This window comes from Saccharococcus thermophilus (assembly GCF_011761475.1).
In the GTDB taxonomy this organism is placed as follows: domain Bacteria; phylum Bacillota; class Bacilli; order Bacillales; family Anoxybacillaceae; genus Saccharococcus; species Saccharococcus thermophilus.
Genome location: NZ_JAASRS010000001.1, coordinates 2,299,961 through 2,312,546, shown reverse-complemented (window position 1 = coordinate 2,312,546; position 12,586 = coordinate 2,299,961). Strand labels below are relative to the sequence as shown.

Genomic DNA, 12,586 nt, shown 5'->3' with positions numbered 1-12,586 from the left:
AGCTATGAATAACGAATGGATGCTGGGAGTTATTGATGCAACGACGTATATCGAGCCGCTTCAGCCGCTGGCGCTGCATCGTTCTGTAGCGGCGGTGCCGTTTGCGGGGAGGTACCGATTGATTGATTTTGTATTGTCGAGCATGGTGAACTCCGGGATCGAAAGTGTGGCCATTTTTCCAAAATATCAATACCGTTCGTTAATGGATCATCTAAATTCGGGAAAAAACTGGGATTTAAACCGCAAACGTGACGGATTATTTTTCTTTCCATCTCCCGATTTGTCCATTTCAACCCATCATGTCGGGGCGTTTGCCCATTTTGAACAACATATCGACTATTTTTTGCGCAGCAGGCAAAAATACGCGGTTATTTGCAATAGCCATACCGTTTGCAATATCGATTATGAAGCGGTGCTTGAGCGTCATATTGCGAACGAATGCGATATTACCGAAATCCGTTATCAAGGGCGTTCGCTGGAGATGTACGTGTTAGAAACGTCATTGCTGCTTGATTTAATTGCTAATTATAAGCAGACGGGATATTGCAGCATTGTTGATGTTGTACGCGATTATCGCCATTCTTACAAAATTTGCACTTATGAACATAACGGATATGCAGCTGTCATCGATTCGGTGGAGAGCTATTTTCGGCATAGTATGGAATTGCTAAATAGGGATATTTGGCGGCAGTTATTTCTTCCTGAGCGGCCAATTTATACGAAAGTGAAAGATGAGCCGCCGACGAAATATACGGAAAAAGCGGTTGTAAAAAATTCGTTCGTTGCCAACGGCTGCATTGTTGAAGGACATGTAGAAAACAGCATTATTTTCCGTTCGGTTAAAATTGGAAAGGGTGCAGTGATCAAAAACAGCATCATTATGCAAAAAAGTCAAATTGGCGAGCAATGTTACCTTGATTCAGTCATTGTGGATAAAGATGCAAAAATTGAAAACGGAGTTTCTTTACGAGGAACAGATCGGCATCCGTTTGTGATTCGCAAAGGAACCGTACAAGGAGAGCTGATGAATCAGTGAAGGTGCTATTTGTTGTATCGGAATGCGTCCCATTTGCCAAATCGGGGGGGCTGGCGGATGTCGCGGGAGCGTTGCCGAAACAATTGCGCAAATTGGGGACGGATGTTGGTGTCATCATGCCTAAATATGAAACCATTCCGACAGAATTTAAAAAAGCGATGAAAAAAATTGCCGAGATGGTCGTCAGAGTCGGGTGGCGTCGGCAGTATTGCGGAATCGAAATGCTGGAGCATGAAGGGATTGTTTACTATTTTATCGATAATGAATACTACTTTAAGCGCCATCAGTTATACGGCCATTATGACGATGGGGAGCGGTTTTCTTATTTCTGCCGCGCGGTTTTAGACGCTCTCCCTATAATTCCGTTCCGTCCCGACATTATTCATTGCCATGACTGGCATACGGGGATGATCCCGTTTTTATTGCGGGAAGAATATCGGCAAGATCCCTTTTATGCACCAATCCGCACGGTGTTTACGATTCATAATTTGCAGTTTCAAGGCATTTTTCCACGTGAAATTTTAGGGGATCTATTAAATTTAAGCGACCGTTATTTTACCATCGAACACTTGGAATTTTACGGGAATGTCAGCTTTATGAAAGGAGCGCTTGTTTCTGCCGATGTCATTACGACAGTCAGTCCTACATATAGGGAAGAAATTCAGACCGAATATTATGGGGAGCGGCTTGATGGGCTGTTGCGAGCGCGGCAGCGTGATTTTATCGGAATTTTAAACGGCATTGATGAGGAAATATATAACCCGCAAACCGACCCCTTTATTGCAAGAAAATATGACATACAGACGATTTCGAAAAAACGATTCAACAAACGCGCGCTACAGCAATATTTTGGCTTGCCCATGCAGGAAGACATTCCGATCATTGCGATGGTCACTAGGCTGACAGCGCAAAAAGGGCTCGATTTAGTAAAGTGCGTTTTTCATGAAATAATGGCCGAGGACGTTCAATTTATTTTGCTTGGGACAGGGGATTGGCATTTTGAACAGTTTTTCTCTCAAATGGCAGCAGTGTACCCCGATAAAGTAAAAGCATATATTGGGTTTAACGAACCGTTGGCTCATCAAATTTACGCGGGGGCTGATCTGTTTTTAATGCCTTCCCTATTCGAACCATGCGGCCTCAGCCAGCTTATTGCGCTCCGCTATGGAACAATCCCGATCGTGCGGGAAACAGGAGGATTAAACGATACGGTGCAATCGTACAATGAGGTGACGGGAGAAGGAAACGGATTTAGTTTTACGAACTTTAACGCCCACGATATGTTATATACGATTCGCCGCGCGCTTTCGTTTTATAACGATAAGCCAATATGGGAAAAACTGATGAAGGAGGCGATGAGCCGCGATTATAGCTGGGCACAATCGGCGGCTAAGTACAACGAAGTATATGCGGATTTAGTAAACAGGAGGTAAAACCATGTTCTCGAATAAAGACGAGTTTAAAAAAACGTTTTTAAAACGGCTGGAGACGTTGTGCGGCAAACGGTTTGAAGAGTCAACATTGCGCGATCAATACAACACGCTGGGGAACATGGTCCGCGAATATATCAGCCAAAACTGGATTCAAACGAACGAGCGAAATCGCGAACGCAAGCAGAAACAAGTTTATTATTTGTCGATTGAATTTTTATTAGGGCGGCTTCTTGGCAGCAACTTGTTGAATCTCGGAATTCGTGACGTCGTCGAAGAAGGGTTGCGCGATTTAGGAATTTCCCTAGAGGATATCGAAGAAAGCGAGGCGGATGCAGGGCTAGGCAATGGCGGGCTCGGCCGCCTTGCTGCCTGTTTTTTAGATTCGCTTGCTTCGCTCGATTTGCCCGGACATGGCTGCGGGATTCGTTATAAGCATGGATTGTTTGACCAAAAAATTGTCGACGGATATCAAGTAGAACTCCCGGAACAATGGTTGCGCCATGGAAATGTTTGGGAGATCCGCAAGGAAGAATTGGCAGTAGAAGTGAACTTTTGGGGTAAAGTGGAAATATCGCAACAAAACGGCAGGCTGACGTTCCGCCATGTTGACAGCGAAAAAGTCATGGCCGTTCCTTATGATATGCCGATCATCGGCTACCATACAAAAACGGTCAATACCTTGCGGCTTTGGAGCGCGGAGCCTGCGAAAACATTTCCGATCCATAAAGATGTGATGCAATATAAACGGGAAACGGAGGCGATCTCTGAGTTCTTATATCCCGATGATACCCATGAAGAAGGGAAGATTTTGCGGCTAAAACAACAATATTTTCTCGTCGCCGCCAGCATTGGCAGCATTGTCCGCGCTCATCGCCGCCAGCACGGGCATCTGCGTGAACTGCATAAATATGTCGCCATTCATGTCAACGATACGCATCCGGTTTTGGCGATTCCTGAGTTGATGAGGATTTTATTAGATGAAGAAGGAATGAGCTGGGAAGACGCTTGGCATATTACAACGAACACGATTTCGTATACAAACCATACGACGCTATCCGAGGCGCTGGAAAAATGGCCGATTCACATTTTTCAGCCGCTATTGCCGCGCATTTACATGATTGTCGAGGAGATTAACGAACGATTTTGCCGCGACCTTTGGAATCATTATCCTGGCGACTGGAAACGAATTGAAGAAATGGCGATTATCGCTCACGGACTTGTCAAAATGGCGCATTTGGCGATTGTCGGCAGCCATAGTGTTAACGGCGTTGCCAAACTGCATACAGAGATTTTAAAAAAACGGGAAATGAGGCTGTTTTACGAATTCGAACCGCAAAAATTTAATAACAAAACAAACGGAGTGACCCATCGCCGCTGGTTGCTAAAGGCAAATCCTGAGCTTTCTGCATTAATTACCGATGCCATTGGCGATCGATGGATGAAAGAGCCACAGGCGCTGATCGAGTTGAAACCGTATGCTTCCGATCCCGCTTTTCAGCAGACGCTTGCGAAAGTCAAACTGCAGCGAAAAGCAAAATTAGCGAAGCGCATTGATGAAAAGATGGGGATTGCTGTGGATGAATCATCGATTTTTGATGTGCAAGTGAAGCGTCTCCATGCTTATAAGCGGCAGTTGTTAAATGTTCTTCACATCATGTATTTGTATAACCGGTTGAAAGAAGATGCGAGCTTTTCCATTTACCCGCGCACTTTTATTTTCGGAGCCAAAGCTTCGCCAGGATATTATTATGCGAAGCGCATTATTAAGCTGATCCACTCCGTCGCTGAAAAGGTTAATAAGGACAAACAGACAAACGAACAGTTGAAAGTTATTTTTTTGGAAAATTATCGTGTTTCACTAGCGGAAGAAATTTTCCCCGCGGCGGATGTAAGCGAACAAATTTCCACCGCCAGCAAAGAAGCGTCCGGCACTGGCAATATGAAGTTTATGATGAATGGAGCGATTACGCTTGGCACGCTAGACGGCGCCAACGTCGAGATTTTGGAAGCGGTTGGCGCAGAAAATATGTTTCTGTTTGGACTTACGGCGGATGAAGTGCTAAGCTACTATGAAAACGGAGGCTATCGCTCCCATGAATATTACCATCATGACAAGCGGACTAAACAAGTCGTCGATCAGCTCATCAGTGGGTTTTTCCAAGATGCCCATGACCATTTCGAGCCGATTTACGATTCGCTTTTAGCACAGAACGATGAATATTTTGTTTTACGCGATTTCGCCGCTTATGTCGAGGCGCAGGAAAAAGTAGAACAAGTGTATCAAGAGCGGGAACGGTGGCTGAAAATGAGCGCAATCAATATCGCCCATTCCGGTTATTTTGCAAGCGATCGGACCGTTCAGGAGTATGCGAATGAAATATGGGACATTCATCCAGTCCGATAAAAAAAGAGAGAGGTTTTGCCCTCTCTCTTCATCTTAATCATCACCATCCAACCAGTCGCCAATGCTTCCGAGGATGCTGCCTTCTCCAACAGAACGGCCCCCCGCGCTTGGCGCGGCGGCGATAATTCGGTCAGCAAGCCGGCTGAACGGAAGCGACTGCACCCAGACGGTTCCTGGCCCAGTCAATGTCGCGAAAAACAAACCTTCGCCGCCAAAAAAGGCGGTTTTAATTTTGCCGACATATTCGATATCGTAATCAACTTCTTTTGTCATCGCTACAAGGCAACCGGTGTCAATGCGCAATTTCTCGCCAGGCTGCAGCTCGCGCTTGTAAATGGTTCCGCCGGCATGCAAAAAGGCGAGCCCGTCCCCTTCGAGTTTTTGCATAATAAATCCTTCACCGCCGAAAAAGCCGGTGCCAAGTTTGCGCTGAAAATCGATGCCGACCGAAACGCCTTTGGCTGCGCAAAGAAAGGCATCTTTTTGGCAAATCACTTTGCCGCCAAGCTCGCTTAAGTCCATCGGAATAATTTTTCCAGGGTATGGGGCGGCAAACGAAACGCGGCGTTTTCCAGAGCCGGTGTTCGTAAACACCGTCATAAATAAACTTTCTCCTGTCAATAATCGTTTCCCCGCACCAACCAATTTGTTCAAAAACCCTTTTCCGGAATCAGATCCATCTCCAAATACCGTCTCCATCGTGATTCCGTCTTCCATCATCATCATTCCGCCTGCTTCGGCGATGACGCTTTCCTGTGGATCTAGTTCAATTTCTACAAATTGCATGTCATCGCCGTATAATTTGTAGTCAATTTCATGCGCGTTCATGTTTTTCTCCTCCATCTCATCATTTCTACACTATATACTTCTTTATACGGACCGGGATTCCTTTCCGTTTCAAAAAAAAGACCATCAACGGTGATGGTCTTCTTTTTCTGTATAAGGGTCTTTTTCATAGGCTGGCAAATCACCAATATTGGACATGATTCCTTCATCATCTAAAATATTTTCAAGTTGCTCATGTTCTTTCGTTGGATATACTTTGACATTTTTTCCGTATAAGTCGACTGCCGCAAAATTTTCCAAATCTTCGACATATCCAACATTTTCCTCTGATTCGGCATATGCTTCGCCATAATAATCAACGTTTTTTCCTAAATCGGAGGGGGTATCAGAGGTGCCGTAGCGCGCCACTTCCTGCCAGGCATCTTCTGCGTCATATGCCACCGATTCATGGCGGCCATCCAAATCAAACTTTCCAAACGGAGGCATCAACACGCCTTCCTCGAGCGGCCGTTTTTGCGAAACGGTTTGGTCAGGGCTATGCTCTTTGCAGAAGGTTGTAGTTGGAATCGCTTGCAGCCGCTCATAAGGAATCGGCTTTCCGCAAACTTCACAAATGCCGTATGTGCCGTTGTCCATCGCCTCAAGTGCGCGCTCAATCTCTTTTAGTTCCCGTTCCGTATGTTCATTCAGCGCGATATCTTTTTCCCGTTCATACAGCTCGGTTGCATCGTCTGCAGGGTGGTTGTCATAGCTTGCAAGTTCACCAACCGCATCGTGGGCATGGCTTCGTCGTTTGCCAAAATGATCGTTATTTTGCAGCCGTTCTTGAATTTCTTGCTTTGCTTGAAGCAGTTCTTTGCGGAAGGCGGCTAGTTGTTCATTGGTTAACATCATGATTAACTCCTTCCTAAAAATAAACCGTTTACCTTGTAGTATGAACCAAAAATAAAAAAAAACACGGCTTATTTCCAACCGTGTTACAGCCAGTGGTTGATCAGCAGACCAATGGCCAACAGAAACCCGAATTGTGTATTCGTTTGTGCCGTTGCTTTCATTGCTGGCATCATTTCAATTGGCTTCGTTTTTCCGATAAATCCTTTCGCTGCAGCTACTGCTTTTGGGATACTCAAAAAGACAAGCAGCGTCCAAAAAGAAACAATATGGGAAAAAGCGAGCACTGCCATCCAAATAAACGAAATGGCAAACTTACCGGCAAGAATGCGGATCGCATTATCACGTCCGACTAAAATTGCCAGCGTTTTTCTTCCTTTTTCTTTATCCCCATCAAGGTCGCGAATGTTATTGGCCAGCAAAATCGCACCGACTAAAATAGCAATTGGAATAGCAATGAGAATCGCCGTTTTTGTTACTTCTCCCGTTTGAATGAAAAAGGAAATAAGAATAATTAACAGCCCCATGAAAAATCCGGCTGCAAGTTCGCCAAACGGAGTATATGCAATCGGCACCGGACCGCCTGTATAGAAATATCCCGCTGCCATACAGATGGAGCCGATCAATGCAAGCCACCAGCTGCTATTCATACAGATATAGACACCGATGAGCGTCGAGACAGCAAATAAAGCAATGGCTAAATATAAAACGGTTTTTGGATGCATTCCTTCACGGACAATCGCCCCGCCAATTCCTACCGATTCTGGGGAATCGAGCCCGCGCTTGTAGTCATAATATTCATTGAACATATTGGTGGCCGCCTGAATCAACAAAGAAGCGACCAGCATGGCGATAAATAAAGAGATGCGAATGGTTGTTTCATGAAGCGCCAATACAGTGCCGATACAAACAGGCACAAATCCAGCAGTCAATGTATGTGGACGGGTAAGCCTCCACCAAACTCGCCAATCGTGGCGGCGAACCGATGAACAGCGATCTGTTTGCAATGATGGTTGCATAATCATACCCCTCATATCGGATAAAATAACGTTCAATAAACGTTCACAATAAGTGTAGGAAAACGTTTATAGCGTGTCAACCCCTTTCGAATAGATAAATTATTTCCTATTATATATAATGGGAAATAGGAGATAAGCAATAAACTTAGTGAAGAAAGCGGGATTACAGTGGCAATTTTATACCAGCATAAAATTCGCGAACAATTGCATCTCATCGAAAAAAAAGAAAAACGGCCGTTTATTAGTTGGACAGAGGAATGGAACAATGTAGATCCGGTTTATTTTTTTTCATTAGGACCAATATGCTCTTTTCGTGAGCGGTTTTTTTGGGCCGATCGCACCAATGAGACCGTTTACGTTGGACTTGGCTGCACGTATGTAATTGAAACAGAGGAAAAAGAAGATCGGTTTCATACGGTTGAAACGAAATGGAAACAATGGATTGGACAAACAGCATTTTATTCCAATAAAACAGAAACGGTTCCTATCCTATTTGGAGGCTTTTCGTTTGATCCGTACAAACCGCGCACGGAAAAATGGCGTGCTTTTCCGCATGCGAAAATGGTCGTGCCAGCCGTTCTTTTAACGAGCAAGGGTGGAAAAGCAACGTTAACCGTGACGGTGCGTTCCGGACAGAGTGCGGAAACCATGGAAAAAATAGAAATGTTGTTTCATTTGTTGCATGAAGAGCGGGCGCCGCTCCATTCTTTGCCTTCTTTGATGAAATATGAAGAAATACAAACGGAACAATGGCTCAATGCGGTGAAACAAACGATCGCCAAGATTCGCGTCGGGAAGTTCGATAAAGTGGTGCTGGCGCGGGAGGCGCGTTTATCGTTTGCGGATTGGGTGGAGGCAAGTGCAGTGCTTGGGCAACTGCGTGAGCAGCAGCCGTTTAGCTATCTGTTTGCGTTTGAACAAGAAGGGCAATGCTTTATTGGCGCTTCTCCGGAGCAATTGGTGAAAAAGGAAGGCGACGCATGTTACTCTACTTGTTTAGCGGGATCGATCCGCCGCGGAAAAACTGTTCAGGAAGACGAACAGTTTGGAGAATGGCTGTTGCGTGATGGAAAAAACCTTCACGAACATCGATTTGTTGTCCAAATGATTAAAGAAGCGATGGAAGCGGTTTGCGAGCGCGTTGACATGCCGCCTTCTCCACAACTGTTAAAATTGCCGAACATTCAACACTTATATACGCCGGTTGTTGGGGAGCATTGCCGCGTTTCCTCTATTTTATCGCTGGTTGAGAAAATGCATCCAACCCCTGCGTTAGGTGGAACCCCTCGGGAAGCGGCAGTCAAAGAAATCCGCAAGGTGGAGCCATTAGACAGAGGATGGTATGCCGCTCCAATCGGCTGGATGGATACGAAAGGGAACGGAGAATTTGCCGTCGCTATTCGTTCAGGATTGCTGCAAGGACAAGACGTATCGATTTTTGCTGGTTGCGGTATCGTCGGTGATTCCGATCCAATCAGTGAATATGAGGAAACGAAAGTGAAATTTACACCGATGTTATCAGCGCTGGGAGTGGGGCAAGATGAATGAGTCACTAACCTTATATATTGCCGCGTTTGTCGATGAGTTAGCAAAAACAGGAATACAAGACGTTGTCGTCAGTCCGGGATCACGCTCGACCCCGCTGGCGATCGTGATGGCAGAGCATCCGGAAATGCGCATACATATGAACTTAGATGAACGTTCTGCCGCCTTTTTTGCCCTTGGGATGGCGAAAGCAAAACGGCATCCGGTCGCCCTTCTTTGTACGTCAGGAACGGCGGTTGCTAACTATTTTCCAGCTCTAGTGGAAGCGTATTACTCAAGGATCCCGCTTATCGTCATTACGGCGGACCGTCCGCACGAATTGCGCGATGTTGGCGCGCCGCAGGCTATCGATCAATTAAACATATATGGAAAGTACGCAAAATGGTTTGTCGAAATGGCTCTTCCGGAAAGAACCTCAGAGATGCTTCGCTATGCACGGACGGTGGCGGCAAGGGCGGCAGGTATAGCGATGAGCGCTCCGGCGGGGCCTGTTCATCTGAACTTTCCTCTTCGTGAGCCGCTTATGCCGGCGATCCAGAAGGAAACATGGCAGCAAATCGAAGCGAAAGAGCCATCTTATACAAAGGTTATTGCCGGAAAAGTAACGGTCGATAGACAACAGCTGGAAGAATTATATGACCAATTTGCTTCCGTCGAAAAAGGATTAATCGTCTGCGGGCCAATGGACTATCCAGAATTTGCCGGGGCGGTTACCGAGTTAGCAGAAATGCTGGACTATCCGATTTTAGCGGACCCGCTTTCCCAGCTGCGCAGCGGACCTCATTCCAAAGAGTATATTATTGATTGCTATGATGCGATATTAAAAGATGAAAAGACGGCTGCTGCATTCGTGCCGGATGTCGTGATTCGTTTTGGCGCCATGCCAGTTTCCAAACCGTTATTTCTGCTATTGAAACGATACCCATCCATCCGTCAAATTGTAGTAGATGGCGGCGGAGGATGGCGGGAACCAACATTGATGGCATCATATATGGTTCACTGTGATGAAGTGGAATTTTGCCGCCAACTCATCGAAATGGCGGAGCGAAAATCGGCAAAAAGCGAATGGTCCGCAACTTGGAAAGCGGTCAACGATATTGCGAAATCCGTTCTCTTAGAGAAACCAGAGGAAAGCGAATTGTTTGAAGGAAAAGTGTTTACCGAACTTTCGCAGCTGCTGCCAAGCGGTGCTACTTTATTTGTCGGCAACAGTATGCCGATTCGCGATGCCGATACCTTTTTCTTTACGACAGACAAGCAGATCCGCATTTTGGCGAATCGCGGCGCCAACGGGATTGATGGTGTCGTGTCGAGCGCGCTAGGGGTCAGCGCCGTTGCCGAACCGCTCGTGCTTGTCATCGGCGATCTTTCTTTTTATCATGACTTAAACGGATTGTTGGCAGCAAAAATGCATGGATTGCATGCGACGATTATCGTTCTCAATAATAATGGCGGCGGGATTTTCTCGTTCTTGCCGCAAGCAAACCATAAAAAACATTTCGAAATGCTGTTTGGCACGCCAACCGATTTACAATTTGAGCACGCTGTTCACATGTACGAAGGGAATTACCAAAACAGCAAAACATGGGACGAATTTCGCCATCATGTTGCCCATTCGCTTACAACGGATGGCCTTCATGTGATTGAGGTATGTACATCCAGGGAGACAAATGTAAAAACCCATCGCTTTTTGTGGGAAAGGGTTTCCCAGGAAATAGCAGAATTTCTCGGAAAAAGGAGAATGGCATGAACATTTTGGTGAATGGTGTTTCCTATCATGTCGAACAATATGGGAATGGCGATCCGCTTTTGCTCTTGCATGGATTTACTGGGAGCATGGAGACGTGGAAACCGTTTCTCCCATATTGGCAGGAATTTCGTTTGATTCTTGTCGATCTTATCGGCCATGGTCTTACCGATTCGCCGCATGACTCAGAGCGGTATGAGATCGAGCAAGCAGCCGCGGATCTGGATGAACTATTACGTCATCTTCATGTAGAGGACGCCCATGTGTTAGGGTATTCGATGGGAGGACGGCTTGCATTAACGTTTGCGATCCTTTACCCTCACCGTGTTCGCAAGTTGGTACTCGAGAGCAGTTCCCCTGGTTTAAAGACGGAGCAGGAAAGATGGCAGCGGCGAGAAAACGACGAGGCGCTCGCACGGGAGATCGAACAATATGGGGTTGCAGCATTTGTGGAAAAATGGGAAAAGCTGCCCCTGTTTGCGTCGCAAAAGCGTCTGCCATCTAGCGTACAGGAGGAAATACGTAAGGAACGGTTAAAAAATAATCAAACCGGACTAGCTAATAGCCTGCGCGGAATGGGGACAGGAAGACAGCCTTCATGGTGGAATCGGTTGTCAGAAGTGAACATGCCGACGTTACTGGTATGCGGAGAGTGGGATGAAAAGTTTTGTCGAATTGCCGAAGAAATGAAAGAACACCTCCCGGATTGCGAACTGGTCAACGTTCCCCAAGCGGGGCATGCAATTCATGTGGAACAACGGGAGATTTTTGCTAAAATAGTAAGTGAGTTCATTAGAGGAGGAGAGTAAAATGGCTATCGAATGGGTGAAGGAACGCGAGTACGAGGATATTATCTATGAAACGTATAACGGCATTGCCAAAATCACCATTAATCGTCCGGAAGTACATAACGCGTTCCGTCCAAAAACAGTTGCGGAAATGATCGACGCCTTTTCGTATGCACGCGATGACTCCAAAATCGGTGTCATTATTTTAACGGGAGCAGGCGGAAAAGCGTTTTGTTCCGGCGGGGACCAAAAGGTTCGCGGCCACGGCGGCTATGTCGGCGACGATCATATTCCACGCTTAAATGTATTGGATTTGCAACGGTTGATTCGCGTGATTCCAAAACCAGTCATCGCGATGGTGGCAGGGTATGCAATCGGCGGCGGCCATGTGTTGCATGTCGTATGTGATTTAACGATTGCGGCAGACAACGCGATTTTTGGACAAACTGGTCCAAAAGTAGGAAGCTTTGACGGCGGATATGGCGCTGGCTATTTAGCGCGGATTGTCGGCCATAAAAAAGCGCGTGAAATTTGGTATTTATGCCGCCAATATACGGCTCAGGAAGCGCTGGAAATGGGGCTCGTCAATAAAGTAGTGCCGCTCGAGCAATTGGAAGAAGAAACCGTCAAGTGGGCGCAAGAAATTTTAGAAAAAAGCCCGACGGCGATCCGCTTCTTAAAAGCAGCGTTTAACGCCGATTCTGATGGTTTAGCCGGCATTCAGCAACTGGCCGGTGACGCGACATTATTGTTCTATACAACCGATGAAGCCAAAGAAGGACGAGATGCGTTTAAAGAAAAACGCAAACCAAACTTCCAACAATTTCCGCGTTTTCCGTAAGAAAAGCGGAGGGCGCCTGAAGCTAGACAACGAGAAAAGTGGAAGGCGCCTGGAGCTAGACAATAAGAAAAGCGGAAGGCAAGTTTTGCCAAAACA

At 46.2% G+C, this 12,586-nt stretch carries 10 protein-coding genes; 7 read left to right on the top strand and 3 right to left on the bottom strand.

The genetic code is table 11. The annotated features are described in order from the left end of the window. Positions 1–4 precede the first annotated feature (4 nt). From glgD to BDD39_RS11975, 3 genes are read left to right on the top strand one after another with little or no spacing between them, the layout of a single operon-like run. Complete coding sequence (gene glgD / locus BDD39_RS11985) at positions 5–1,036, top strand: glucose-1-phosphate adenylyltransferase subunit GlgD (protein ID WP_166910958.1); 1,032 nt, start codon at positions 5–7, stop codon at positions 1,034–1,036. Next, complete coding sequence (gene glgA / locus BDD39_RS11980; RefSeq protein ID WP_166910956.1) at positions 1,033–2,469, top strand: glycogen synthase GlgA; 1,437 nt, start codon at positions 1,033–1,035, stop codon at positions 2,467–2,469. Before glgD ends, glgA begins: the two co-directional genes overlap by 4 nt. A 4-nt stretch (positions 2,470–2,473) precedes the next feature. Further along, positions 2,474–4,873: a glycogen/starch/alpha-glucan phosphorylase gene (locus BDD39_RS11975; RefSeq protein WP_166910954.1), complete on the top strand. Its 2,400-nt coding sequence runs from the start codon at positions 2,474–2,476 to the stop codon at positions 4,871–4,873. 33 nt (positions 4,874–4,906) lie between these two features. Here BDD39_RS11975 and BDD39_RS11970 read toward each other — a convergent pair whose 3' ends face one another. The 3 genes from BDD39_RS11970 to BDD39_RS11960 form a co-directional block, all read right to left on the bottom strand. After that, the gene (locus BDD39_RS11970) at positions 4,907–5,701 is read right to left on the bottom strand and encodes a TIGR00266 family protein (protein ID WP_166910952.1); all 795 of its coding nucleotides are present in this window, start codon (positions 5,699–5,701) and stop codon (positions 4,907–4,909) included. Positions 5,702–5,785: 84 nt separating this feature from the next. Then, positions 5,786–6,550, bottom strand: a complete 765-nt coding sequence (locus BDD39_RS11965) for a yteA family sporulation protein (protein ID WP_166910951.1) — start codon at positions 6,548–6,550, stop codon at positions 5,786–5,788. 86 nt (positions 6,551–6,636) lie between these two features. Further along, a complete protein-coding gene (locus tag BDD39_RS11960) occupies positions 6,637–7,569 on the bottom strand; it encodes a 1,4-dihydroxy-2-naphthoate polyprenyltransferase (RefSeq protein WP_166910948.1) in 933 nt (310 codons plus the stop codon). A gap of 168 nt (positions 7,570–7,737) precedes the next feature. Between BDD39_RS11960 and BDD39_RS11955 the strand changes: the two genes are divergently transcribed. From BDD39_RS11955 to menB, 4 genes are read left to right on the top strand one after another with little or no spacing between them, the layout of a single operon-like run. Further along, the gene (locus tag BDD39_RS11955) at positions 7,738–9,117 is read left to right on the top strand and encodes an isochorismate synthase (protein ID WP_166910946.1); all 1,380 of its coding nucleotides are present in this window, start codon (positions 7,738–7,740) and stop codon (positions 9,115–9,117) included. Beyond that, positions 9,110–10,864 carry a 2-succinyl-5-enolpyruvyl-6-hydroxy-3-cyclohexene-1-carboxylic-acid synthase gene (menD, locus tag BDD39_RS11950; protein ID WP_166910944.1) on the top strand — a complete coding sequence of 585 codons (1,755 nt, stop codon included), beginning with the start codon at positions 9,110–9,112 and terminating at the stop codon, positions 10,862–10,864. Before BDD39_RS11955 ends, menD begins: the two co-directional genes overlap by 8 nt. Next, positions 10,861–11,670: a 2-succinyl-6-hydroxy-2,4-cyclohexadiene-1-carboxylate synthase gene (gene menH / locus BDD39_RS11945; protein ID WP_166910942.1), complete on the top strand. Its 810-nt coding sequence runs from the start codon at positions 10,861–10,863 to the stop codon at positions 11,668–11,670. The genes menD and menH overlap by 4 nt, the downstream gene beginning before the upstream one ends. Position 11,671: 1 nt before the next feature. After that, a complete protein-coding gene (gene menB, locus BDD39_RS11940) occupies positions 11,672–12,490 on the top strand; it encodes a 1,4-dihydroxy-2-naphthoyl-CoA synthase (protein WP_166910940.1) in 819 nt (272 codons plus the stop codon). Positions 12,491–12,586: the final 96 nt, after the last annotated feature.